At 41.7% G+C, this 26050-nt stretch carries 25 protein-coding genes and 2 riboswitches; of the genes, 15 read left to right on the top strand and 10 right to left on the bottom strand.

Annotated features, from left to right (window positions below):
- Positions 1 to 8 precede the first annotated feature (8 nt).
- From ACNURT_RS15530 to thiS, 4 genes are all read right to left on the bottom strand, one after another.
- A complete protein-coding gene (locus ACNURT_RS15530; RefSeq protein ID WP_419698462.1) occupies positions 9 to 653 on the bottom strand; it encodes a thiamine phosphate synthase in 645 nt (214 codons plus the stop codon).
- Between the two features lie 32 nt (positions 654 to 685).
- Positions 686 to 1306, bottom strand: coding sequence for a thiamine phosphate synthase (locus ACNURT_RS15525; protein WP_419698461.1), 621 nt, complete (start codon positions 1304 to 1306; stop codon positions 686 to 688).
- 98 nt (positions 1307 to 1404) lie between these two features.
- Entirely contained in the window at positions 1405 to 3288 is a 1884-nt protein-coding gene (gene thiC / locus ACNURT_RS15520; protein WP_419698460.1) for a phosphomethylpyrimidine synthase ThiC, read from the bottom strand.
- 114 nt (positions 3289 to 3402) lie between these two features.
- Complete coding sequence (gene thiS / locus ACNURT_RS15515) at positions 3403 to 3606, bottom strand: sulfur carrier protein ThiS (protein WP_419698459.1); 204 nt, start codon at positions 3604 to 3606, stop codon at positions 3403 to 3405.
- Positions 3607 to 3671: 65 nt separating this feature from the next.
- Positions 3672 to 3765: riboswitch (TPP riboswitch) on the bottom strand.
- Between the two features lie 124 nt (positions 3766 to 3889).
- Here thiS and ACNURT_RS15510 point away from each other — a divergent pair.
- The 3 genes from ACNURT_RS15510 to ACNURT_RS15500 all read left to right on the top strand — a co-directional run bounded on the left by ACNURT_RS15510 (position 3890) and on the right by ACNURT_RS15500 (position 7837).
- Entirely contained in the window at positions 3890 to 4411 is a 522-nt protein-coding gene (locus tag ACNURT_RS15510) for a DinB family protein (protein WP_370999225.1), read from the top strand.
- A gap of 237 nt (positions 4412 to 4648) precedes the next feature.
- On the top strand, positions 4649 to 5110 hold the full coding sequence (locus ACNURT_RS15505; protein ID WP_419698458.1) for a DUF4268 domain-containing protein: 462 nt from the start codon (positions 4649 to 4651) through the stop codon (positions 5108 to 5110).
- A 264-nt stretch (positions 5111 to 5374) separates the two neighbouring features.
- Positions 5375 to 7837, top strand: coding sequence for a glutaminase domain-containing protein (locus ACNURT_RS15500; protein ID WP_419698457.1), 2463 nt, complete (start codon positions 5375 to 5377; stop codon positions 7835 to 7837).
- Between the two features lie 162 nt (positions 7838 to 7999).
- Here the strand turns inward: ACNURT_RS15500 and ACNURT_RS15495 are convergent, their stop codons facing one another.
- Positions 8000 to 9394 (bottom strand): hypothetical protein, encoded by a 1395-nt coding sequence (locus ACNURT_RS15495; RefSeq protein WP_419698456.1) that lies wholly within the window; start codon positions 9392 to 9394, stop codon positions 8000 to 8002.
- A 136-nt stretch (positions 9395 to 9530) separates the two neighbouring features.
- Between ACNURT_RS15495 and ACNURT_RS15490 the strand changes: the two genes are divergently transcribed.
- The 3 genes from ACNURT_RS15490 (at position 9531) to ACNURT_RS15480 (ending at position 12483) form a co-directional block, all read left to right on the top strand.
- A complete protein-coding gene (locus ACNURT_RS15490) occupies positions 9531 to 10856 on the top strand; it encodes an MFS transporter (protein WP_419698455.1) in 1326 nt (441 codons plus the stop codon).
- A gap of 124 nt (positions 10857 to 10980) precedes the next feature.
- A complete protein-coding gene (locus ACNURT_RS15485; RefSeq protein ID WP_419698454.1) occupies positions 10981 to 11709 on the top strand; it encodes a (Fe-S)-binding protein in 729 nt (242 codons plus the stop codon).
- A gap of 354 nt (positions 11710 to 12063) precedes the next feature.
- A complete protein-coding gene (locus tag ACNURT_RS15480; protein ID WP_419698453.1) occupies positions 12064 to 12483 on the top strand; it encodes a DinB family protein in 420 nt (139 codons plus the stop codon).
- Between the two features lie 43 nt (positions 12484 to 12526).
- On the opposite strand, the gene ACNURT_RS15475 is transcribed toward ACNURT_RS15480, so the two are convergent.
- Both ACNURT_RS15475 and ACNURT_RS15470 read right to left on the bottom strand, forming a co-directional pair.
- Positions 12527 to 13195 carry a hypothetical protein gene (locus tag ACNURT_RS15475; protein ID WP_370996549.1) on the bottom strand — a complete coding sequence of 223 codons (669 nt, stop codon included), beginning with the start codon at positions 13193 to 13195 and terminating at the stop codon, positions 12527 to 12529.
- Between the two features lie 264 nt (positions 13196 to 13459).
- Complete coding sequence (locus ACNURT_RS15470) at positions 13460 to 13750, bottom strand: hypothetical protein (protein ID WP_419698452.1); 291 nt, start codon at positions 13748 to 13750, stop codon at positions 13460 to 13462.
- Between the two features lie 587 nt (positions 13751 to 14337).
- On the opposite strand from ACNURT_RS15470, the gene thrS reads away from it, so the two are divergent.
- From thrS to rplT, 4 genes are all read left to right on the top strand, one after another.
- Positions 14338 to 16263, top strand: a complete 1926-nt coding sequence (gene thrS, locus ACNURT_RS15465) for a threonine--tRNA ligase (RefSeq protein WP_419698451.1) — start codon at positions 14338 to 14340, stop codon at positions 16261 to 16263.
- A gap of 1 nt (position 16264) precedes the next feature.
- The gene (infC, locus tag ACNURT_RS15460) at positions 16265 to 16831 is read left to right on the top strand and encodes a translation initiation factor IF-3 (RefSeq protein ID WP_090470682.1); all 567 of its coding nucleotides are present in this window, start codon (positions 16265 to 16267) and stop codon (positions 16829 to 16831) included.
- 93 nt (positions 16832 to 16924) lie between these two features.
- Positions 16925 to 17125: a 50S ribosomal protein L35 gene (gene rpmI, locus ACNURT_RS15455; protein ID WP_022829872.1), complete on the top strand. Its 201-nt coding sequence runs from the start codon at positions 16925 to 16927 to the stop codon at positions 17123 to 17125.
- Positions 17126 to 17203: 78 nt separating this feature from the next.
- On the top strand, positions 17204 to 17548 hold the full coding sequence (gene rplT / locus ACNURT_RS15450) for a 50S ribosomal protein L20 (protein WP_419698450.1): 345 nt from the start codon (positions 17204 to 17206) through the stop codon (positions 17546 to 17548).
- 75 nt (positions 17549 to 17623) lie between these two features.
- Here rplT and ACNURT_RS15445 read toward each other — a convergent pair whose 3' ends face one another.
- Positions 17624 to 18358 carry an SRPBCC family protein gene (locus ACNURT_RS15445; RefSeq protein WP_419698449.1) on the bottom strand — a complete coding sequence of 245 codons (735 nt, stop codon included), beginning with the start codon at positions 18356 to 18358 and terminating at the stop codon, positions 17624 to 17626.
- 65 nt (positions 18359 to 18423) lie between these two features.
- Positions 18424 to 19683 (bottom strand): serine hydrolase, encoded by a 1260-nt coding sequence (locus ACNURT_RS15440; RefSeq protein WP_419698448.1) that lies wholly within the window; start codon positions 19681 to 19683, stop codon positions 18424 to 18426.
- A gap of 47 nt (positions 19684 to 19730) precedes the next feature.
- Positions 19731 to 19928, top strand: a riboswitch (cobalamin riboswitch).
- 119 nt (positions 19929 to 20047) lie between these two features.
- Between ACNURT_RS15440 and ACNURT_RS15435 the strand changes: the two genes are divergently transcribed.
- The 5 genes from ACNURT_RS15435 to ACNURT_RS15415 all read left to right on the top strand — a co-directional run bounded on the left by ACNURT_RS15435 (position 20048) and on the right by ACNURT_RS15415 (position 25538).
- Positions 20048 to 22048, top strand: coding sequence for a TonB-dependent receptor plug domain-containing protein (locus tag ACNURT_RS15435; protein ID WP_419698447.1), 2001 nt, complete (start codon positions 20048 to 20050; stop codon positions 22046 to 22048).
- A 9-nt stretch (positions 22049 to 22057) separates the two neighbouring features.
- Entirely contained in the window at positions 22058 to 23173 is a 1116-nt protein-coding gene (locus tag ACNURT_RS15430) for a DUF5074 domain-containing protein (protein ID WP_419698446.1), read from the top strand.
- A gap of 52 nt (positions 23174 to 23225) precedes the next feature.
- Positions 23226 to 23789 carry a DUF6580 family putative transport protein gene (locus tag ACNURT_RS15425; protein WP_419698445.1) on the top strand — a complete coding sequence of 188 codons (564 nt, stop codon included), beginning with the start codon at positions 23226 to 23228 and terminating at the stop codon, positions 23787 to 23789.
- Positions 23790 to 23867: 78 nt separating this feature from the next.
- Positions 23868 to 24557, top strand: a complete 690-nt coding sequence (locus ACNURT_RS15420; RefSeq protein ID WP_419698444.1) for an SIR2 family NAD-dependent protein deacylase — start codon at positions 23868 to 23870, stop codon at positions 24555 to 24557.
- A gap of 264 nt (positions 24558 to 24821) precedes the next feature.
- Positions 24822 to 25538: a diphthine--ammonia ligase gene (locus tag ACNURT_RS15415; RefSeq protein WP_419698443.1), complete on the top strand. Its 717-nt coding sequence runs from the start codon at positions 24822 to 24824 to the stop codon at positions 25536 to 25538.
- 224 nt (positions 25539 to 25762) lie between these two features.
- On the opposite strand, the gene ACNURT_RS15410 is transcribed toward ACNURT_RS15415, so the two are convergent.
- Entirely contained in the window at positions 25763 to 26011 is a 249-nt protein-coding gene (locus ACNURT_RS15410) for a hypothetical protein (protein WP_419698442.1), read from the bottom strand.
- Positions 26012 to 26050 lie beyond the last annotated feature (39 nt).

The raw sequence follows: 26050 nt of genomic DNA, 5'->3' as shown, positions 1-26050 counted from the left end.
TGAGGCTTTTATACTTCTTTTAAAACGTTCATATGTAACTGCTGGTAGATATATTGTGTGGTTTGTGCCGCATCAACAGCATAAGTGATTGCTCCCGAAATGGCCACACCATGGACCCCTGTTTGCATGATAGCGGCGATATCATCCGGTTCAATTCCACCAATGGCGATGATGGGGATGCTGATCCCAGCGGATCTCAGCCGTTCCAAAATTCCCCGATAACCTTCCAATCCCAAAATCGGGCTTAGCTTTTCTTTGGTTTTGGTAAACCGGTAGGGGCCAAGGCCGATATAATCGGCGCCTTCGGCAACTCTTTGCAGGATATGCTCAAAAGTGTTTGCAGTTCCGCCGATGATCATTCGATTCCCTACTATCTGTCGCGCCTGGACAATCGGCATATCCTGTAAGCCGAGGTGCAGACCGTAAGCGCCGGATTTTAGCGCGATTTCAGGATGATCATTCACGACCAGCTTCGCGCCAAACTCATGGCATAATGCCCGGGCTTCCAATGCATATTCCAGGATCATGTTTTCGGGCTGATCCTTTATCCGGAGCTGGATCCATTTACAGCCAGAACTTAGCGCTGCTTTTATGGCGGTAAGGTGCGTTCCATTTGAAGGTTGTTGGGATATATAATGAAGTTTATCAATCATATTGTTTAAGCTAAAAGCAAAAGGCATAAAGCCTAAAGCGTTGGTTGTTGATGGGTATTTGGAAGATGTTCTTGTAATTTCCTAAAATTGGTGATGGCATGCGTGGGATCGTTCCATATTGTGCCCAAAACAGCTGCCCCATCAAAACCCATGTGTTTTAGTTTATCCAGATTCGAGCATTCCACACCGCCTAAGGCGATAATCTTTGGTTGAGTATCATTTCGATCGATATGGAAACCCTCAGGTAGTTTACTTTGATAATCTGACTTAGATATACTGTTAAACACGGGGCTGAAAAAGGTATAATCAAATGGTGTTAATGCACTCAATTCGGTTATATCATGAATTGATGTGCTTAATACGTTGCCTTTCTTCTTTTGAAGGATCAGTTTATTCTGCTCAGTAGTCAACCTGTGTTTCTCGGTATAATGCAGCCTTTTGATATCAAAATCTATGGCGATGTTATGATACTGGTGTAATGCGATATACGGATGAAAAGCCGGGTCGATCTGCTTGAGCAGACCAAACAGTTGTTGTTCATCCCAATCAGGTTTTCGCAAATGAAAACGCATCAAGCCAGCTTCAAACAGCTGATTGATCAATTGTGCTTCATGAGCTATAGTATCCGGATGTGAAATAACTATCAATTGCATAAATCTTTATCCATTAGGGGCTGTCAGTCTGAGCTTGTCGAAGACTCTCGCGTAGGCTTGCCCACCATGCCCGACAGGCTCAGCATGACAGCCGACTTTTACAGATATATTTCACTTCCCCTCTCCGTAAACTCCTTTGATTTTTGCTCCATACCTTTTGCCAGCGCGGCTGTCTCATCCACACCATTTTCTTTGGCATATTCCCGTACATCCTGCGTAATTTTCATCGAGCAGAAGTTGGGGCCACACATGGAGCAGAAGTGAGCAATCTTGGCGCCATCGGCAGGCAGGGTTTCGTCATGAAACTCCCTGGCTGTATCAGGATCGAGCGAGAGGTTAAACTGATCTTCCCACCTGAACTCGAAACGGGCCTTGCTTAGCGCATTGTCCCGGTATTGCGCACCTGGATGCCCTTTAGCAAGGTCGGCCGCATGGGCCGCTATTTTATAAGTGATCACACCATCTTTCACGTCTTTTTTGTTGGGTAAACCGAGATGTTCCTTAGGCGTAACATAACACAACATAGCGGTACCAAACCAACCGATCATGGCTGCGCCGATGGCCGAGGTAATGTGATCGTAACCTGGAGCGATATCTGTAGTCAGCGGACCTAAAGTGTAAAAAGGCGCCTCGCCGCAATTTGCCAGTTGCTTATCCATATTTTCCTTGATCATGTGCATCGGAATATGGCCAGGACCTTCAATAATGGTTTGTACATCGTGCTTCCAGGCAATTTTGGTAAGTTCGCCCAGGGTTTCCAGTTCGCCGAACTGCGCGGCGTCATTGGCATCAGCAATACAGCCCGGTCGTAAGCCATCACCTAAAGAGAAGGCCACATCATAGGCTTTCATGATCTCGCAGATCTCTTCAAAATGGGTGTACAGGAAATTCTCTTTGTGATGCGCCAAACACCATTTGGCCATAATAGAACCACCCCGCGAAACAATGCCGGTGATGCGTTTGGCGGTGAGTGGCACGTAGCGCAACAGTACGCCTGCATGAATGGTAAAGTAGTCTACGCCTTGTTCTGCCTGTTCTATCAGGGTATCCCGGAATAGTTCCCAGGTCAGATCTTCCGCTTTTCCGTTCACTTTTTCCAATGCCTGGTAAATTGGTACTGTACCAATGGGCACGGGCGAATTACGGATGATCCACTCGCGCGTTTCATGGATGTTTTTCCCGGTAGATAGATCCATAATAGTATCTGCACCCCAGCGGCAAGCCCATACTGCTTTTTCTACTTCTTCTTCGATGCTGGAAGTAACGGCCGAGTTGCCGATGTTGGCATTGATCTTCACCAAAAAGTTGCGACCAATGATCATCGGCTCAATTTCCGGGTGATTAATATTGGAAGGGATCACAGCGCGACCAGCAGCAACTTCTGAGCGCACAAATTCGGGTGTTATATATCCTTTTGGGGTATTTGCCCCAAAGCTATGACCCTGATGCTGATGACTCATTACCTCATATTGCCCGTTCAATTGTTCCTTTAGCAGATCAATACGCTGGTTTTCGCGAATGGCGATATACTCCATTTCGGGGGTGATAATACCTTTTCTGGCATAGTGCATTTGCGATACGTTCATGCCGGGTTTTGCGCGTAAAGGTTTGCTTACGTGCGCAAAACGCAGTTCATCCAGGCTGTTGTCATTTAAACGCTGTTGCCCGTATTGAGAGGATATGCCTTCCAGTTGTTCTACATCAGCCCGGTTCATGATCCATTGCTCACGCAAACGGGGGAGACCTTTTTTCACATCGATGGTCGCGTTAATATCGGTATACGGACCGCTGGTATCATAGACGGTAACCGGGGCGTTGGGCTCTGTTTCGCCAAAACGGCCATGCAGTTTGGTATCGCTTAGGCTGATCTCGCGCATGGCTACCTGGATATCATGCAGCTGTCCTTTTACAAAAACCTTTCTGGAGGCCGGAAAGGGCTCGGTAGTTAATACCTTACCGGTTGGAATTTTTTCTTGCTTCATCCGTGAATAATTATTGAATTATTGATTTAGTGAATTAGTGATTTTTATCGCTGGGAGTATTCAATGATCGTTTCATCTGCACACCCGCACATCTGCATATTTGCACATCTGCTTTTACCCTCCCTGTGTTGCTTTGATGATGACGATTTGATCCTGGGGACCGATCTGATAATCGGCCCAGTTGGCACGTGGAATAATGGCCTGATTGATGGCTACGGCAATACCATTTGGCATCGCATCAAATACAATAGCGAGCATTTGCTGCACATTGCACACATCGGTAACCTGGTAACTTTGTTGATTTACGGTGATTTCCATTCTGTTTCTAAAATTTCAACTTTAGGAATGGCCCCGTTTCATGGAGGAAAGAAAAAATAACCCACAGGATTATCGTCACTTTTCCCTTCGGCAGTACTAACTGCATCAGGTTCAAAGGGTATTATCTCAGTCCATTGAAGGACACCCCTAAAGTTGCGGTAAACTTATAAAAAAATAGATAATTCAAAGAGATATTTATTTTAAAAATTCCTTTTGTCTGCTGACATAAGGTTGTCATTACCCCATGGTTTCTTTGTAATACAAAATCAAAACAAAAGAAACCATGGAAACAAATGCAATTCAACCGGAAGTAAGTTCAGCTACCCAGTTTATTTCACCAGAAACTTTTTTAAATAACTGGCAAGGGCACCGCAGTCTGACCAGGAAGGTTATCGAGGCTTTTCCTGAAGATAAATTATTTGGTTATTCAGTAGGAGGGATGCGCTCATTCGGTGTAATGGCAGTTGAAATTATGGACCTGTCGCAATATGGTGTTGAAGGTTTAGTTACCGGAACATGGAGATCCGCTGAAACGCTTAATCATGCCACAGAAAATGTAGCCGTAGAAACTAAAGCCTCGATCCTACAACGCTGGGATCAGATCACCCTGGAATTGAACGAATACTGGCCGCAAATTTCACCGGAGCGTTTCCAGGAAGTGGAAGCAGCTTTTGGCGCTTATGAAAATAAAAACATCAATACCATGCAGTATGTTGTAGACAACGAGATTCATCATAGGGCTCAGGGATATGTTTTTCTGCGTAGCCTGGGTATTGAACCACCCGCATTTTGGGACAGGTTTTAAATCTATCCCTCTAAATCAAAAAAACAACCTCAAACAGGTTGCTTTTTTGATTTATTTTAGCATATAAGCCTATTTCTTAGCCAAGGTAAATTTCCTTTATAGCATGAACCATCACCCCGATATTATTAAAATCATAATCTTTATTCTTACCCGGTTGTATCACTATATCCGACCTGTTCTTTAACGCTGCAGCCAATTTTTTGTTAATTTTACCGCTTTAGTAAAATCAATAATACATTGTATTCAAAAGACGAGGCATCGCAGATAAGACAGGCTTTTTGGACCGCCTTTGGGCAATATATAGCACCGCAGCTATCGGCGGACGGTTTACGGATTAACTGGATCAATTATAAAACGGGCATTAAACACCTGAACTTTAAAATGCAAACCGATAACCGCCATGCTTATATCGCTATCGAAATATCACATCCCGATGCCGGCATGCAGGAACTGATGTTTGAGCAGTTCAAGGAGTTGAAAACAGTACTGGATAGCAGCCTTAACGAAGAGTGGGAATGGGAACTCCATACCCGCGACGAAAGTAATAAGCTGATAAGCCGAATCATCAAAACGCTGCCATCTGCAAGTATCTTTAACCGTAACGACTGGCCAGCCCTGATATCCTTTTTTAAACCCCGTATCATAGCCCTTGATGAGTTCTGGAGTGTAGCGCAGTATAGTTTTGAAGTATTTAAGTGAGATTGGATGTGCAAATAAGGTCAGATGTGCAAATGTGCAGATTTCAGATGTGCAGATTAGGAGATCAAATCATCAATCAATTACTTTCATTTGCACATTTGCACATCCGCACATCCGCACATCCGCACATCCGCACATCTTCTACATATCGTCTCAATTAGTCGTCAATTTAACGCTTTTTGTGGCGTTGTATCTGTTTTAAGTCGGAAAATGCAAATATTTACGGCGCTATAATTCTATATTGTATAAACCATTTATAAAAACATGAAAAGGTTCCCATTATTTGCTTGCCTTATGTTAGCAGGCTTTTTGGCCAGGGCACAGGCCACCAAAGCGCCGGCTTATCCGCTTATTACACACAATCCTTATTTCAGTATCTGGTCGTTCACTGATAATTTGAATGAATCTACAACCCACCACTGGACCGGCAAAGACCAATCACTTCTGGGTCTCATTAAAGTCGACGGTACCGTTTACCGTTTTATGGGTAAAGAATCGCTGGAATACAAAACGGTATTGGCCGCGGCTGATGAAAAGCCCTATACTTGTAAATACACAGAGACGGAACCTTCCAAAGACTGGGCATCTGCCAATTTTAACGATAGCAGTTGGAAAACAGGGACAGCCCCCCTCAGCAATGATAAACAGGCGGCCAAAACCTTATGGACAGGTCGGGATATATGGGTGCGTAGGACTTTTACACTGAATGACCTTAACTTTAATAAACTTTGGCTAAGGTTACACCATGACGATGAAGCAGAGGTTTATATTAACGGGAAAAAAGTGAGCGAGCAGGGTGGCGCCAACGGTGATCTGCAATATTTTACATTGAGTGATGCCGCTGTAAACTCTCTGAAAAAAGGTGAGAATGTGCTGGCATTGCATTGTACCAACACCGGCGGAGGCGCCTGGCTGGATGCAGGTTTGGCCGATGAACTAAAACCAAAAGGGCATGCCGCTCTTGAACTGGCAAAACAAACCAGCGTAATCTTGAATGCTACCCAAACCATTTATAACTTTAAATGCGGCAAAGCCGACCTGCAATTAACTTTCACTTCGCCATTATTGATGAGTGACCTGAATCTTTTATCACGTCCGGTATCCTACATCAGCTATAAAGTAAAATCAAACGATGGTGCATCACATGATGTAAAGATTTACTTGGGTGCATCGGCAGATATAGCGCGTAATACACCACAGCAACCGGTAACCACACAGCAATACTCATCAAGTACGTTATCTATTTTAAAAGCGGGCACTATAGAACAGCCTATACTGCAAAAGAAAGGTGATGACCTGCGTATCGATTGGGGATACATGTATGTAGCGGCACCAAAATCAGCCAACGCACAGCAATACGTGAGCACAAGTAAGCAATCTGTCGATTCATTTTTTAGCGGCGACAGCAAATCAACCGCAAAGGAGGGAAGCAACCTGGTTTTAAATACCGTGATACCTTTTGGTAAAGTGGGTAAAACAGCTGTGAGTAAATTCATAGAGTTGGGTTATGATGATATCACCCCCGTACAATATTTCCATACCAATTTAAAGCCATGGTGGCAAAACGCCCAAACCAAAACTATAGAGCAAGTATTGGCAAAAGCGGCCGCGGAGTATCCTGCAGTACTGCAAAAATGCGCCACATTTAATACCTCCATGTATAAAGATGCTCAGAATGCTGGTGGTGCCAATTATGCTAAATTGTGTGTGTTGGCTTACCGGCAAAGTATTGCGGCTCATGTATTGGTAAAAAGCCCGCAGGGTGAGATCTTGTTCCTGTCCAAAGAGAATTTCAGTAATGGTTCTATCAATACTGTTGATATTACTTATCCCTCGGCGCCGTTATTTTTGCTTTACAATTCTAAGCTGATGGAAGGTATGATGAATGGGATCTTCTATTTTAGCGAAAGCGGTAAATTCGCGCATGATTTTGCTGCACATGATCTGGGTACTTATCCTTTAGCCAATGGGCAAACTTATGGCGAGGGTATGCCTGTAGAAGAGTCTGGTAATATGCTGGCATTAACTTTAGCTGTAGTAAAGGCTAATGGCAATAACCCTGCTTATGCCAAAAAACACTGGAAAATATTAACCACCTGGACAAACTACTTAGCTAAGGAAGGCTTGGATCCTGCTAATCAGTTATGTACCGATGATTTTGCCGGTCACCTGGCACGCAACGCCAATTTATCGGCCAAAGCTATTGTAGGTATAGGTAGTTATGCCCGTCTGGCTGAGTTGCTTGGTCAAAAAGATGTAGCCACAAAATATAGGGCCATGGCTAAAGATATGGTAAGCAAATGGATGAAAATGGCCGATGCCGGCGATCATTACTCCCTGGTATTTGATAAAAAAGAAACCTGGAGCCAGAAATATAATATTGTTTGGGACAAGATCCTTGGCCTAAACCTGTTCCCGCAATCGGTTTATGACCGTGAGGTGAAATTCTATCTAACTAAACAAAATCAATACGGATTGCCGCTGGATAGTCGCAAAACCTATACCAAGAGCGACTGGATCATCTGGACGGCTACTTTGGCTAAAAACAGGGCCGATTTTGAGGCGCTGGCCAATCCGGTATATAAATACGCAACCGAAACACCAATCCGTGTACCCATGAGTGACTGGTACGAAACTACCAACGGTAAACAGGTAGGCTTTCAGGCACGCAGTGTGGTTGGGGGATATTTTATGAAGCTTTTACAACAAAAATGGAGCGGTAAATAAACCCAAATCCTCTCCGAAAGAGGGGCCTAATAAAAATATACGCGTCATTGCGAGGTACGAAGCAATCTCTACACAGGCAGGTCAACTATACATGTTTGCTCTGTACAATATAAAGATTGCTTCGTACTCGCAATGATGCTTTTTGATTCTGGTCTAAATTTCCTACCTATCCCCAGCAGGTACTCCCCATGTATCGGCATTAAACACCGGGTTAATTTCGAAGCTATCATACTGGATAACGAGTTTTTTTATTCCCGATGTTACTACCTCATGAAAAGGGATCATGATACCCTGCACCTGGCGCAGATCTGACAAAGCTGATACAGATGTTCGGCCGAATGTTTTATTAGCCTCGGCTACCAGTTGGTTTTGATCGTTGATGGCAAAAATGTAATCGTTACCATCCAATTTGCATAAAACCGAGTAGGTATTGTTCTTAAGCTTTTGCATATTCAGTACCTGCATCTGGTTGATGGCTGGCTTACGCAAGCCAAGCAGGCCCGAATAAAAAGTACTTCTCATTTCCGCTATCCGCGCGGCAGGCATAGTTGCTTTTCGCCCGTTGAGCCATTGCCATCCGTCGCCGTTTTCTTCCTGCTCAACAGAAACCATTTTGCCGTTTTCCCAAAGCTCTATCCGTATCTTGTTGTTAGGTATATCAAGGTATGATACCGCTTTTATCCCCATAATTATGGCCGAATACTGCAGGGTTTTGATCATGTCGAGCTCACTACCGCCATGTATGCTGTTCGCTTTTAAAAGCAGCGATTTTGCGTCAGTATTGCCTGTTACATCAGTAGCAGCAGTTGTTGTAGTACTTGTTTTACCGGGTTGACTCATCGTATTGGTAGTTTTGGCAGCTCCGGCGTTATCGTTCTTCATAAAATATATTCCTCCGTCAATGGCTGCCATAGGCTTTTTATCGCCCGTTTCACAAAAAAAATTATGCACTTCAGTTTTTCCATCGTTGTAGGTAAGCGTAAGCGTGCCATGATCAAGTTTATAATCACCGCTGCCGCTGCTGTTCTTTGTGCTTCCACCACCTACATTATCGCCCGAAACAATGGTCGCGGCCGATCTGGAATTGCTAAAATGTCCTTTTCCATCAAAAATTAAACCACTATTGCTGGTTGAGCCAACAGCAACCATGCCGGTGCCCATTCCGCCGAAACTTGTCGCGCGTTTCATTTCATAGTATCCGGGAGAAATAGTAAGTCCGCTGAGCTTAAATAATATATAGCCGCTTCCTTTCAGATTGCCATTTTTTTCTATGCTAAACTGGTCATGGCCACGGGTATAATTCACTGTTACTTTTGATCCGCTTACCTGGTATCGGCCGCTTACCCTTGTTTTCCAGTCGGGCTTATCCATTTCGCTATTAAACGTGCCATCAGGTCTGAACAGTATCACAATATCGTTCCTGGTCATACCGCCGCCAACAAGTGGACTTACAGAAAATTGTATACCCCCGTATACACCGTTAAGCGTATGCGTTTGGGCGGCAAGGTTATAAATAATAAGGAGGCTGAGCGATAACAGCCAGGCGGCTTTTTTCATAAAGCTGTATTTTTTTTTACTAAAACCGCTTGATTATCATCTTGTTTTCGCAAATAAATAAGTTAACATGTAATTAAGCCCGGCTTAAAATATCTCCGTTTTGCAAATACTAAAATTTGTATACTTTTATTGTTTAATGGAAACCAAAAACAATAAAAAAACCATCAGGGCCTGGGCCTTTTTTGACTGGGCCAATTCTGCCTATAACCTGGTCATCACCTCCACTATTTTTCCGGCTTATTATGTGGCTATTACCAAGGCCAATGGGGGCAGAGTAACCTTCTTCGGCAAAAGCTTTGTTAACACGGCGCTTTCTGATTATGCCTTGTCGGCTGCTTACCTGATCATTGTTTTATTGTTGCCCATATTGTCGTCTATTGCCGATTATAAGGGGAATAAAAAGATTTTCATGCAGTTTTTTACTGCCATAGGAGCCTTAGCCTGCGGTGTGTTGTATTTTTTCGACGCCAATCATATCGAACTGGGCATTATAGCCTTCGCGCTGGCTGCTATTGGCTACAGCGGTGGCTTTGTGTTTTATAACTCCTATCTGCCCGAAATTGCTACGGTTGATATGCAGGACAAGGTAAGCGCCAAAGGTTTTACCTATGGCTATATCGGCAGCGTATTGCTGCAGCTCATTTGTTTTGTGTTTGTGATGAAACCAGAGTTGTTTGGCATTGTTGATGAAACATTCCCGGCCCGTTTATCATTTTTGCTGGTAGGCCTCTGGTGGATGGGGTTCGCCCTTATTCCGTTCATTGTATTACCCAAAGGGAGCCCTAACGCGGTTAGTCACGATCATAATATTATTAAAGGGGGCTTTATAGAATTGGGCAAAGTTTGGCAAAAGGTAAAAACCATGCCTTTGCTCAAAAGATATCTGCCGGCGTTTTTCTTTTACTCCATGGGAGTACAAACCATTATGCTGGTAGCAACGGGCTTTGCTGCTAAAGAGCTGCACATGCCTACTTCGGCATTGATCACCACTATTTTAATTATTCAACTGGTAGCTATTGGTGGAGCAACGTTAATGTCCCGCTTATCGGGCAGGTTCGGCAACGTAAGGGTGCTTATTGCCGTGGTGATCATCTGGATAGGGGTATGCGCCGCTGCTTATTTAACAAAAACAGCAACAGAGTTTTATGTGGTAGCAGCGGTAGTGGGTTTAGTGATGGGAGGGATCCAGTCCATGTCGCGCTCCACCTATTCAAAATATCTGCCCGAAAACATTACCGATACTGCATCGTTCTTCAGTTTTTATGACGTTACCGAAAAGTTGGCGATAGTAGGCGGGGTGTTCAGCTTTGGTTTTTTTGAAGAACTGACGGGCAGTCCGCGTAATTCAGTACTGGTATTGGCCATCTTTTTTATAATAGGTTTAATATTATTGTTTTCTTTGTTAGCGGCAGAAAAAAAGATTAAGAGCCTCACCCTGCCCTCTCCAAAGGAGAGGGTTTAAAAAGAGGTGAGTTGAAGTACTCTCCTTTGGAGAGGATTATTACATGAGGGGCTTCGCCGTTTAGGTGAGGCTAAAAAGATTAAGCAAAATGCGGAGCTTAGCGCCGTGTAATTTGGTGTAAGAGATGAAGATTGAGTTATTTGTACCCTGTTTTATTGATCAGTTATTCCCGGATACCGCTTTTAATACCGTAAAGGTATTGGAAAAGGCCGGATGTAACGTGAGTTTTAATCCCAATCAAACCTGTTGCGGGCAACCTGCCTTTAACGCCGGTTTTTGGGACGAAGCCAAAGCAGTGGGCAGCAAATTTCTGAATGATTTTTCGGATGACAGTGTGATCGTTACGCCATCGGCATCTTGTACAGGCATGGTTAAAAACTATTATAATGATCTGTTTACCAATACCGCTGTACATAATAAATGCAGGGCCGTACAAGGTAATATCTATGAACTTTCGGACTTCCTGGTGAACATCCTTCAGTTCGACTATTTCGGCGCCGAGCTCGATGGTAAAGCCGTTTACCACGACAGCTGCGCCGGCTTGCGTGAATGCAAGATCAAGGACGAACCCCGTCAACTGCTCTCCAAAGTATTAGGTCTTGAACTGCTTGACCTGAAGGATAACGAAACCTGCTGCGGTTTTGGCGGTACTTTCGCCGTTAAATTTGATGGCATCTCCACCGCCATGGCCCAACAGAAAGTAGATAATGCATTGGCTGCAGGAGCAGAGTACATTATCTCGACCGATGCCTCCTGCCTGTTACACCTGCAAAGCTATATCGATAAAAACAGTTTGCCCATTAAAACCATGCACCTGGCCGATGTACTGACACTGGGTTGGGGGAATGTTTGATTTTTGATTTGGGAACTGGGAGAGAGCTATATAAAAATCACGTCAATCGAGGCACGAAGCAATCTCTATACTGTACAAAGCAAATAGAATTGCATAACTGATCTGCCTGAGTAGAGATTATTAATGTTGTGTTTGTTTTTATTGGTATTAATGAGCTCCCTCCGGTCGGTTGTCTTCGTGCCTCGCAATGATGCAGAGTGTGCTCTTCAAAGCTTGAGGAAACATAAATAAACATCTAATGAGAATAATACTGCCACCCCAACCCGGAGAATACCCGCCGTACGCCATCATGTACATGAAATTACTGCCTACCGATGGGTTGATATTAAGCACCTGCGGGATAATTTTGATATAGTGAGGCAGTTAATCTATTCACTGCCGGAAGATGTCTTATATCATCGCTATGCCCCTGGTAAATGGAGTATAAAAGAAACATTGGTACATATAATTGACGACGAACGCATTTTTGCTTATCGTGCCCTGCGCTTCGCCCGTAACGAAAAAAACAACCTCATCGGTTTTGACCAGGATGCCTATGCTGTTTATTCGGAAGCCGATAGCCGGTCGCTTGATAATATTTTTGAAGAGTATGAGGCGGTAAGGCGGGCAACTATTACCCTATTCAATGGTTTGCCCGATAATGCTTTCGACAGGATGGGGCATGGCACCGGCACTGCCAATGATGCTACGGTACGGGCGCTTGCTTATCACATTGCCGGACACGAGCTGCATCATCTCAACATTATCAAGGTGCAATATCTCAAGACCAGATAATAAAATATAACAGGCCCATTCAAAGGTTAACGGGGCGGATTTATTAGCTTACCAGATTCATATTCCAGTCCAATATGCGGTATACTTTAATATGATCTCTTTGGGCCAGATATTGCTTTAATTCGTACAGTGTTGCAAACTCTTCATCAGAATCATATTTTCCATCCAGGCCATCGCAATGAAAGCAATACTCAAGCGTGTAAATTTGCTTTTCGATCCTGATGGCCGCGGCCCGTTGCTCCTGTTCTTTTTTTCGTATTTCGATATTAGACTTGATCAATTCCATATCGCCATAAAGTACGGAGGGATGTCTTTTTATGATTTCGCTTAATTCAAATAGATAGCTGTTATTAACCTCCTGATCATTAATAGGATATTCAGTTGATTTTTGCTGATATCCATCTTTTCCTGTTTTTAAAAACAGGCCTAACAGTTCATCATGTGTTTTTATGATCCGGTGGTTATATTGTTTAACAATCGCATTTTGAGGCTCCAGCTCGTCAATATCATATCCGTTTATTTTTGCCCAAATCGGTGTCGAAAAAATAGCTTCGAAGCTAATATATATTCTAACCGATTCATTACCAGATTCAAAGTGGTATTCATGAGCCAGTTGATGTTCTTCAAAATCAGGAAATCCAAACTCTTTTAAAAAGCTAAAATGGAGCTTAATACTTTTTTTAAGGTCATCATACATATGGGAATTCTCCATTTTTTTGATCGGTTATTGGTCATAGGATAAGCCAACACAAAATAAGTGAAAATATTTGGACAGTCACTGAGTCTTGTGACTTGTTGCCGGGCAACGCGTGCGCAGCTGTAGAAGAAATTCATTCTTTGCCCATTCATAGGTCTACGCTTGAATGATGTTTTAGGTAGGCCTCCACGATTGCTTTTTTGATACAGCACCTGTACGCTTATAACCGTTATAAGTTCAAGCGAAAGGCCGCTGAACGAGTGGATGGATACTCCTTGTTCAGTTTCCGGCGAATGGTGTACCGAAGATGCCAACAGCAAGTTCCAGCCAAACAAGGACGAGTGTTGTCAGAACCATTGCGCAGGCAGCTATCCGGTACTCTGTCTTTTTTACCTTCCTTATCACAAGCTCGCACGTCAATCCCGTGCCGAACAGTAATACCGCGGCCACAATAAAGTCAGGAAATGACCATTTCACTTCGTTTGTAAATTGCATGGCTATCAATGGTATCATCAATAAAAGTACAGCTGTAAGTACTATACCAAGGAGTCGTTTGTTTTTGGTGATCATTATGCTCGATTTTAAATAGTAGTACAAATATAATATAAAGTACTTTGTAATTCAAAGTAAAATAATGAAAATATTTCCATTATCGTTTATTTGCCATTCAAGCGTGTTTACTTCAATGACATTTTACTTTTTTGATGTGGTAATTGTAAGTAGTGTAGGGGCCTGAAATTTGCCGGCCTGCTCCGGATTTCGTATCTTTATGTTAACAACGGCCCGCTGCTCTTTTTATCAGAGTAGCGGGCTGTTTAGTTAAGGTCAAATTAAGGCCAAAAACCGATCGTTTGGTATGTAGTTATTTGACAATTAGTTGTTTAATACTTTTTAAACTTTTCAAAACGCCTCAAAATCGTGCTGAAATTTGTTAAAAAGTGTTAAAATTGATGGTTTTGAATCAAATTTCAAGCGTTTTTACCCTGTTTTTGCCTCGAAAAGTGTTAAAATTTAAGGTTTAAAAAGTTTTTGAAAGGGGTGAGGGGATTTTGAAAATCTAAATCAAAATAAAATATTAATTTAGCGCCACAAAAATAAGATCACTTTGTAGGTGATCGGCAAACGTAATTTTATAAAAATTTAAATCATAGTTGTAGATGATTAGTATTACACTCCCTGACGGATCGGTTCGTCAGTATGACAAAGGAATTACTTCCATGCAGATCGCTCAGTCGATCTCCGAAGGATTAGCACGTAACGTATTAGCCGCCGAAGTTGATGGACAGGTTTGGGATGCCAGCCGCCCCATTGAACAGGACGCGCACGTTAAATTATTAACCTGGAACGATGCTTCGGGTAAATCAACCTTCTGGCATTCGTCGGCCCACTTAATGGCCGAAGCCCTGGAAGCGCTGTATCCGGGTACCAAATTCGGTATCGGTCCCGCCATTGAAACCGGTTTCTATTATGACGTTGACTTTGGCGACCGTGAATTTTCTTCAGACGAGTTTAAACAGATTGAAGATAAGATCATTGAACTGGCCAAAACCAAAGAAGAATATATTCGCAAACCGGTTAGCAAAGCCGATGCGATTGAATATTTTACCGAAAAGGGTGACGAATACAAGCTTGACCTGATCAAGGATCTGGCCGATGGTTCCATCACTTTTTATACACAAGGCAACTTTACAGACTTGTGCCGCGGCCCGCATATTCCTAATACAGGCTTTATTAAGGCTGTTAAACTGATGAGCGTTGCTGGTGCCTACTGGCGCGGTGATGAAACACGTAAACAGCTTACACGCATTTACGCGGTTACATTCCCTAAAGCCAGCGAGTTAACCGATTACCTGCACATGATCGAAGAAGCCAAAAAGCGCGATCACCGCAAGCTGGGTAAAGAACTGGAACTGTTCACTTTTTCTGAAAAAGTGGGTATGGGCCTGCCATTATGGTTACCAAAAGGTACTGCTTTACGTGAGCGCCTGACTAACTTTTTGCAAAAAGCGCAGGTTAGGGCGGGGTATGAGCAGGTAATTACACCACACATCGGGCATAAAAATCTGTATGTAACGTCAGGCCATTACGAAAAATATGGTGCCGATTCATTTCAGCCGATAAAAACACCGCAGGAAGGAGAAGAGTTCTTTTTAAAGCCAATGAACTGCCCGCACCACTGTGAAATATACAAAAGCAAACCACGCTCATACAAGGATTTGCCGGTACGTTTGGCGGAGTTTGGTACTGTTTACCGCTACGAGCAAAGCGGCGAGCTGCATGGCTTAACCCGTGTACGTGGCTTTACACAGGATGATGCACACTTGTTTTGCCGCCCGGATCAGGTGAAGGAGGAATTTAAAAAAGTGATCGACCTGGTGTTATACGTATTCAAAGCCCTTGGTTTTGAGAACTATACTGCCCAGGTGTCACTACGCGACCCGGAAAATAAGGGTAAATACATTGGTACTGATGAAAATTGGGCTTTGGCTGAGTCGGCTATCATTGAAGCTGCTGATGAAAAAGGTTTGATCACCGTTCAAGAATTAGGCGAAGCGGCTTTTTATGGCCCTAAGCTTGATTTTATGGTAAAAGACGCCCTCGGTCGCAAATGGCAATTGGGTACCATACAGGTTGATTATAACCTTCCAGAACGCTTTGAATTGGAGTATACAGGCAGCGATAATCAAAAACACCGCCCGGTAATGATCCACAGGGCGCCATTTGGTTCATTGGAGCGTTTTATAGCGGTACTGATAGAGCATTGTGCGGGTAATTTCCCTCTTTGGCTATCACCAGAGCAGTTTATTATTTTGCCCATATCAGAAAAATTTGAGGAATATGCAAAAAAACTTTCTGATGTGTTAAAAGATTCCGATATTTGCGGGCTGATTGATTTTAGAGACGAGAAAATAGGGCGTAAGATACGTGATGCTGAAGTCAAAAAGATCCCTTATATGTTGATTGTGGGTGAAAAAGAAGCTGCCGAAGGTCTGGTTTCTGTACGGAAACACGGTCAGGGTGATTTGGGAAGTATGAGCATAGAAGATTTTAAAGAACAAATAACTAAAGAAATAAAAGTATAACTTGGCATTAAACAAACCCTTCAATAGAGGACCAAGGCTTCCTTTTAAGAAAAAAGAAGCTGAACACAACATTAATCAATTCATCAGGGCTCAGGAAGTTCGTCTTGTAGGCGACAATGTTGAGCAGGGAGTTTACTCTTTAAGAGACGCGCTGGCAATTGCCCAGGAGCAGGAGCTTGACCTGGTTGAAATATCTCCAAACGCGGTTCCACCAGTTTGTAAAGTAACGGACTATAACAAGTTTATTTACGAACAAAAGAAAAAGCTGAAAGAGATAAAAAACAATGCCAAGCAAACGGTTATTAAAGAGATCCGTTTCGGACCGAATACCGATGATCATGACTTTGAGTTTAAATTAAAGCATGCCATGAAGTTTTTGGAAGCCGGCGAAAAGGTGAGAGCCTACGTACACTTTAAAGGTCGTGCCATTGTGTATAAAGAGCAGGGTGAAATCTTGTTATTACGTTTTGCACAGGCGTTGGAAGATAATGGTAAAGTAGAACAATTACCAAAGCTCGAAGGAAAAAGGATGTTTTTAACCCTGGCTCCTAAAGCAGTAAAGAAATAAGTAAAACAGCTGATGTGTAAAGTTAAAATGCACGGAAGCAACAAAAGGAAAACGTTGAGAAACGTTAATATCTAAAAACAAATAAATAGAGTTATGCCAAAAATGAAAACCAATTCCAGTGCAAAAAAGCGTTTTAAGCTTACTGGAACCGGTAAAATCGCAAGAAAAAATGCATACAAAAGCCACATCTTAACCAAGATGTCGACAAAACGTAAGCGTGCCCTTGGTCACACCAGCTTAGTGTCTGATGCTGACATGGGTAACGTAAAACGTATGCTTTGTATCGGAAAGTAATTCACAAATTTTTTAACCAGGTATTAGAGTTTTAAGTTCTGTTGTAAAAGCAGGCACTCACTACCAAAATCAAACAAGATGCCACGTTCAGTTAACGCAGTAGCGTCGAGAAGACGCAGGAAAAGGATCATGAACCTCGCCAAAGGTTATTGGGGTTCACGTAGCAAGGTTTATACCGTTGCAAAAAACACAGTTGAAAAAGGTTTACAGTACGCTTATCGTGACCGTAAAACCAAAAAAAGAGAGTTCAGAGCTTTATGGATACAGCGTATTAACGCAGGTGCCCGTCAGCACGGAATTTCTTACTCTCAATTAATAGGTAGATTAGCAGCAAAAGAAATCGGTTTAAACCGTAAAGTATTAGCTGATTTAGCGATGAATCATCCTGATGCTTTCAAAGCCGTAATTGATGCAGTAAAATAATATAAAATACTAATTTTTAGTATTTTACAAAACAAAAGAGGCCGCAATTTGCGGCCTCTTTTGTTTTGTTGGCAATTAAAGAATGATCACCGTTGGCGTGAATTCTTCACTATCGTTATCAATATCCATGTACTGTTTAAAGTTTTGTACATCTTTATCAACCATCTTTTTAAATACCGGATTTAGTAATTTAGCAACACCTGTTCCCAAACCTCCGGCAGGTGGCTGATAGCTGATCACGATGTCGACAATAGTACCAGTACCATCCGGTGTATCCTGAAAACGTACTTTGCCCGCGTTATTGATCATCGAATCAGGCAGAGAGCTCCAGCCGATCATCTCATTGGGTTCATCCTTTACAATTTCGGCATGCCAGCTTACCGTTGCCACACCGGCTGGCAGTTTTAAAACCCAATAGGAGTAGGTGGAGTCTATTGTTTCTACACTTTCAAGGTGTTTCATGAACAGGGGTAAATTATCCAGCTTACGCCAAAAGTCGTATACCTTGTGCCTGGGTTTATCAACTGTAAATGACGACCTGATATTAATATTAACCGGGTTGGTTGAAAGCTTGCCTATGCGTTTATACAATTCGCAATGACCGGTAATTCCACGACTTAGCAAATAACCACCAGCTCCCAATTTAACAATACTGCTTAACGGACTGGAGAATAGATTTTTAAAGCCAGATAAACCCAATTTTACACCGCCGATGATAGATGTGTATCTTTCAGGCCATTTCAGGTTTACACGGTCATCTCCATAAAGCACAGGGAAATTATCGGTATATTTTACAATTGTAGTTGCCATAGTATTGTTTAAATGATTGTAGAATTTAAACAGTATACCCTAAGCTAAGTTTTTTTTAAATGAAGTTATTTTACCGGAGCGTAATTAAATTTAAATTGAGTTAAATCAGGTTGATACTTTTTGGGCCTTTTCAATTCATACTGATATATAACACGACCCAGGTTTTTTAAAAATGGCAGGCAAACCGTAGTGTATTCATATTTATTATCGTTGTAAACCCCATCCTCATTTGATTGTACCACCGCGGTGAGTAAAAACTCTACATTATTTTTAAAATCAACAATGTAGGCGTTATCAATATCATACCCATAGCTGTCACCTACTTTATTAAATATCCTGATGTTAGGCTCAATTACAGCGGTACTGTCGCCACCATAATATAAAAACTTGCAGTATGCCGGGAAATATTCTGGCCGATTGTAGGTTGGTTTTGTATTTTCGGTAGGGAATGTACTCATGTAACGGTATATAAAAGCGTAATCAGCAAAAGTAAGGTTGTACCGCTGATCTGCTGGAAATGTCAGTGGGAAAAGTAATCTTTTTAAAACCTGTTGCTGGTCGGCAATGGAGTATACATTTTTTTCACTTAGGTTAAAAGGCTTATTAACCAGGCGGTCACTACTATCGAGATAGGCCTTACCCATAATCATATTATCCAGGTGCATGGGGTAATTCAAGCTATCATATAGCGCATTTTTATGATAAACTACTTTGTTTCCGTTGTAAAAAGTGATAGGGTTAGTGTGCCGGGTGTTTTCTCCGGCATCGCCTACAGAAAGGCGGCCTACAATACGGGTATGATACAATTGGTATTTTTTTAATTTACGATTGATCTCTTCGCGGCCAACAAATTCATATAGGCGATTGAAAGCGTCATTATCACTCACCAGTAATATTTTTTTGATATAATTCTCTATGCTGGGCAATCCATTTGCTGATGAAGTATCGATTTTTACCCTGGTTTGTTTGGTAAAGGCGCTGTCGGTGATAATGACTGATCTTGGGGTTAATCCTTTAATGTGCAGTTCATGCAGTTTTTCGAGCGCGAAAATGGCAGTTGGCAGTTTAACTGTGCTTGCAGGATAAAAATAATGTTGAGCATTCAGGCGGTAACTATATGATTTAAAATGGGGTATGTTGTTTTTATCCCGATCGATCTGTGTATACAATATTTGCACCTCATTTTGGGTAGGATGGTTCAGTATTCCACTAAATAGCTCCGGGTGACCCTGTAAAAGCCCTTTTAAAAAAATGGTATCAGGTTGCTGGGCAAGGCAAGGTGTAACAGTGATTATGAATAACAGAAGCGTAGCGTACAATTTCATTATTATAAATATACAGATTGTTACTTTGTAGTTGTTAATACTTATCCTACTTTTGTTGCGCTTTAGGTTTCTTAATAAAAGAATTAAAAGGGAATACGGTGATGAATCCGTAACTGTCCCGCAGCTGTAAGCTCTTTAACCATTGCCCATTCTAATTGTCACTGTCCTTGAAATGAAAAAGGGGCGGGAAGGCAGGGCAACTTGGGGAGTAAGTCAGAATACCTGCCCAGGCACTTATATTATTCATAGCTTTCGGGGATTGAAGCTTGAATGTGAAATCCCTTTGTCGTGGTTTCTGTTCAAACTTTGTGTCGCCCTATTGCATAGTTGTTGCGAAGGAAAAATGCCAAGAAATACATGTGATTTGAAAATTAGCTTTCAACTTTTATTAGTTGTACTGACTGGTTTTTTATTGGCTTTACCTAATAGGGTATTAGCCCAGGCTGATACTTCCAAAAAACTGAAAGAGGTGAATGTAAACAGTTTTATCATACCTCAAATACAAACCATTACACCATCTCAGCAGATATCAGCAAATGATTTTGTGCGTTACAGCGCATTTAATATTGCCGATGCCATCCGGAACTTTAGTGGTGTTATTTTGAAAGATTATGGTGGCATCGGCGGTTTAAAAACAGTTTCTGTACGAGGGTTGAGCGCCAATCATACAGCAGTTTTATACGATGGGATCCAGATCAACGATGCTGAAAATGGCCAGATTGACCTGAGTAAGCTAAATTTGAACAATGTGCAGCAAATTATATTATACAATGGTCAGCCAACTACTATTTGTATGCCGGCGCGTTCATTTGCTTCCGCAAGCATCCTTGCGATAAAAACTGTACAACCTTCTTTAAGTGCAAATAAAACGTATCAGTTTACTGCTGGTATAAAAACAGGTTCTTTCGGCTTGGTAAATCCGTATTTACAGTGGCAGCAACGAATCAATGAGCGTTGGTCGTTTATTATGAACGGTTATCTTGAAAATGCTAACGGACGTTATAAATATAATGCCGTGGGGGGCGGCGGCGATTCCGTGCGTACACGTAACAATGGAGATATTAGCGCTCAGCAAGTAGACGGAGCTTTGTATTGGGCCAAAAGCGATAGTAATAAATTCAATTTGCATATTAATTATTATAATTCCGACCGCGGACTTCCAGGTGCGGTGATCCTCTATAATGCATCAATTTCAAGAAGCCGGCTCTGGAACCGTGATTTTTTTACACAGGCTGGTTATGAGCATATTTGGAGCGATGGCTTTCATTTATTGTTAAATACTAAAGTATCTCAAGGCCAGCTCCACTATCTTGATCCTGATTTTTTAAATGAAGCAGGAAAATTGGATCAGCACTTCAGACAACGGGAGTTTTACCAATCTGCTGCGCTGGCTTATCATCTTACATCTAACTGGGAGATTTCTTATGCTTTGGATTTCGCGGTTAATAACATCAATGCCGATCTTCCAAGTTTTTCGTATCCCACAAGGCTTACTTTTCTAAATGTATTAGCCTCTAACATCACCTTGGGGAAATTGAGCTTGCAGGGAAGTTTATTGAATAGTAATATCTCCGAAACAGTGAAAAACGGTCGCCCGGCACCTAAACGAAATATTTATTCGCCTACGCTAATGGCTACTTTGCGGCCTTTTCAGAGCCCTAATTTTCAGTTGCGGGTTTATTATAAATCTATATTTCGTAACCCAACCTTTAATGACCTGTACTATGGTGGGGTCGGGAATCCAAACTTAAAGCCTGAATTTACCAAACAGTTTGACGCGGGCGCAACGTACGGTAAAGCTTTGAATGGCTTTTTAAGCTATATAACCCTTACCGCAGATGCCTATTACAATCATGTAACCAATAAGATCGTGTTTATACCTAAAGACGCTTATAATGGCTCTATACAAAATTTGGGCACGGTTGATATCAAAGGTCTTGACGTTGGTTTAAAAACACAGGCTAAACTCGCAAAAGAATGGAAGGGCTCATTAAGTGTTAATTACTCTTATCAGCAGGCTTTAAATGTTACAGATCCAACATCATCAATATATCTTAACCAGTTACCATATACACCTAAAAATACGGTTTCGCTCAATGCCGGCATCGATCACAATCATTTTGGAGTATATTATAACCAGATAATTTCTGCATCAAGATATTATACCAATGATAATCTTTCATCTGATTATATCCCAGGCTATTCAACAAGTGATGCCTCAGTTGTTTATCGTTTTTTAATAAAAGGTAAACCGTTGGTAAGCTCTTTTGAGGCTAACAATCTTTTTAATAAAAACTATTTTGTTGTACAAAGCTACCCCATGCCGGGGCGCTCATTCCGATTTTCCCTTCAAATAACTATTTAATTCATCATTATGAAACAAATTAAACTCAGTCCCTTTTTAATGACCATTGCACTTGCTGTATTCCTATCGGCATGTCATAAAGATAAGATCAATCCAAAATCTGATACGCCAACGGCAAGCAGGGCCGGGTTATACGTATTAAATCAGGGAATCTTTCAGGCAAACAACAGTACTTTAACTTATTATGATTACACCACAAAGCAATTGGTGCCAGATATTTACAGCAGTGTTAATGGAAGCCCATTAGGCGATACGGGTAACGATATAGAAATATACGGTTCAAAAATGTACATCGTTGTTAACTACTCTAACGTAGTTGATATTGTAAATGCCAAAACCAGTAAGCTTATTAAGCAAATTAGCATGGTTAATGCCAGTTTACCTGCTCCAAACAACGGACGTCAGCCCAGGAGTGTAGCCTTCTATAAAAACAATGCTTTCATCACTTCTTATGATGGTACGGTTGCTGTAATGGACACGGCAACACTAACCATCAGCAAATACATTACGGTTGGCCGCAACCCCGAACAGTTGGTGGTAAGTAATGGTAAACTTTATGTGGCAAATAGTGGCGGCTTAAGCTTTGGTAATCCGGATAAAACGGTATCCGTGATAGATCTGAATACCTTAACAGAGATCAAAAAAATAACGGTTTTGCCAAACCCGGTAAGTATTGCTGCCGATGACTACGGACACGTTTATGTGCTTTCATTAGGTATCACTGATTACAGCGGTACGCCACCAACGATTGTTGCGCCTCCGGGAATGACAATTATTGATAACAAAACAGACGTATCTATTTCGCAAACTAATTTAAGTTTGGGTTATAATATCCCTATGGCTGTACTTGGCGATTTTGTGTATTATGTTACTGCTGATAATAAAATTGCCGTATATAATGCTAAAACGCAATCAACTGCGCAGGCTAATTTTATTACGGATGGTACCGTGATCACCAGCCCTTTCGCAATTGCTACGGATTCCCTTACAGGCGAAGTATTTGTTACAGATGCTAAAGATTATTCGTCTAACGGTACTTTATACGCCTTTGATAAAAACGGCAAAAAGGAATATTCCATAACCACAGGTATTAGTCCGGGTAAAGTTGCGTTTGTTAACAAGTAAGTATTTATATTTATACAGAATATTAACTATTTTTACGGCATAAATTTGAATCATGAACTCAAAAGATAATACAACCCGCAATATCGTATTGATACTGATGATTGTTGTCGCAGCCGCTTTCAGACTGCTGGCTTTTAAATATAAGGAACTGAGTAATTTTAATCCGGTAGGGGCTATCGCCATATTTGGTGGTGTTTATTTTGCTGACAAATGGAAAAGCTACGTTACTGTAATGCTTGCCTTATTTGGTACAGATATTATCTTAAATTACTTGTACTTTAATAAATTAACTTTATGGTATAGTGGTGCACAGTGGACTTATTTAGCTTTTATTTTAATGATCCTGGTGGGTAGCCTGATCAAAAAAGTAAATGTATTGAACGTAATTTTAGCTTCGATAGCTTCGATATTGATCCATTGGCTGCTGACTGATTTACCAGGTACATTATATCCGCACACTTTAGCCGGTTATTGTACATCACTGGTTAACGCTATTCCGTTTGAAAAGAACATGGTACTTGGTAATTTAGTATTTGGCTTTATTTTATTTGGAGGCTTTGAACTGGCTAAAACCAAGTACACTTTTTTACGCACAAAAAAACAACTGGCACTTTAAGCTAAATAACTAATACAGAAAAGCGATTTGCCACCAGGGTAGGTCGCTTTTTTTATGGATATATAATTTTAGATACCTATGAAGAAACTGGTGGTATTGACAGGGGCAGGCATCAGCGCTGAGAGCGGTTTAAAGACCTTTAGAGACAGCGACGGGCTGTGGGAGGGTTACAATATAGAAGACGTGGCAACGCCTGAGGCCTGGCAGCGTAACCCGGCTATGGTACAGCAGTTTTATAACGAGCGCCGCAAATCGGTACTGGAAGCCAAACCCAATGCTGCTCATTATGCCCTGGCGCAGCTCGAAGAGAAATATCAGGTCACCATCATTACCCAAAATATCGATGATCTGCACGAACGGGCCGGTTCAAGTAATGTAATGCACCTGCATGGTATAATTACCCGCTCACAGTCAAGTATCGATCCTGAGCTTACCTATCCCATTAATGGCTGGGAGATCGGGATGGATGAAGTATGCGAATTAGGTTCGCCCTTGAGAGCACATGTAGTTTGGTTTGGTGAAGATGTACCTATGATAGGTCCTGCGGCGCGTATTTGTGCCGATGCTGACATTTTTATGCTTGTAGGTTCATCTTTGGCGGTATACCCCGCGGCCGGACTGATCAGTTATGTTAGACCAGAGATCCCAAGATATATCATTGACCCTAAGATACCGGATGTTAATGTCCGCGGTCAGCTGATAAAAATACAGGAGAAGGCCACTGTTGGTGTACCTGCTTTGGTTGATCAGCTTCTGAAAAAACAGTAATTAAGGAGTTTTGCAAACCCCCACCGGGGTTAAAGCTTTATAGAAGAGGATCAATTTTAATATCAGTGCCGTAGGTACTGCACAGGGTTGCATACCTACGGCATGCGAAATACTTATTCTTTGTTTGCTACAAAGCTTTTACTCCTACTAAGTAGTAAACCTTTAATGACATTGCTGGTGTGAACTGTAAAATTTGAAGAATAGTTTAAACTCGCGGGTCTTTTTTAAAATCACTAATTCAATAAATCACTAACTCGCTAATTAATGAAAAAATGCATATTTAATTGGAGTGGGGGCAAGGACAGCGCCTTAGCACTATACCATTGCCTGCAAAATCCCGATCTGGAGATCAAATACCTGGTTACCACCATCAATGATGCGGCCGACAGGATATCTATGCATGGCGTGCGTACAGAGCTCCTGATCAAACAAGCCGAAAGTATTGGCATTTCACTATATCAGATCAGGCTTCCCGAAATGCCGGGTATGCAGGAGTATGATGAGGTAATGCACAAGCATCTGACGCATTTTAAGAACGAAGGTATCACCCATGCCATTTTTGGTGATATATTTTTGGAGGACCTGAAAGCTTACCGCGACGCCCGCCTGAGCGAGGTAGGGATAGAGGGAATATACCCTTTATGGAAACGCAACACCAGTGAATTGATCAATGAATTTTTAACTCTTGGTTTTGGCACTGTGATCGCCTGTACCCAGGAACGCCTGGAACGTATAGTAGGGAAGGAGATCAGTCGGGAACTGATAGATACACTACCTGATGATGTAGATGTTTGCGGCGAGAACGGCGAGTTCCATACCTTCACTTTTAAAGGTCCTATTTTTAAAGATCCTATACCTTACAAAACAGGAGTGAAGATTTTTAAGGAATACAAAGCACCTCAAAATGCCGATGATTCCTGTGTTTCTCCAACAGATCAAAAACACACCGGATTTTGGTATTGCGACCTTATTTTGGCATAACTTCTCATTTATTTGGCAAAATAGCTCACAAAATATAATTTTTTTAATATATATAACTAATTATACAACAGTTACTTATTTATAAAATATAAAGTAATTATCCAATTAGATAGAAATAATGAGTTGTTTTTGCCCTGAATTGGTCTATTTTGAAGAATAAAATTCTGTATTTAAACTAATTTTAAATTAAGTATCTGTAATTTAGGTTCTTATGTGTTATTTGATTAGTAGTTATATCGGTAATAAGACTCTTTGAAATCTTTTCGCATTTCTGTGAAGCGGGCACCCACCGTTTTTAAAAACTCTTCATCAAGCAATTCAAAAACGCTGTTCACCCCATCGGTCAGATCCATTTCGGGAATCTTGAAACTCTGCTCCAGAGCTCCCTGCTCTATCTTCACAATAAACTTTTGGTTCATGTTCAGGATGGATATTTTAAAATCATGGTGCGGTAGTTCGGCGATAATCCTCATGGTATTTAATTAGTGAATTAGTGATTTATTGAATTAATG

Origin of the sequence: Mucilaginibacter sp. NFX135 (assembly GCF_048565145.1) — a bacterium.
Lineage (GTDB): Bacteria > Bacteroidota > Bacteroidia > Sphingobacteriales > Sphingobacteriaceae > Mucilaginibacter.
This window is presented reverse-complemented; position numbering and strand designations above follow the sequence as displayed.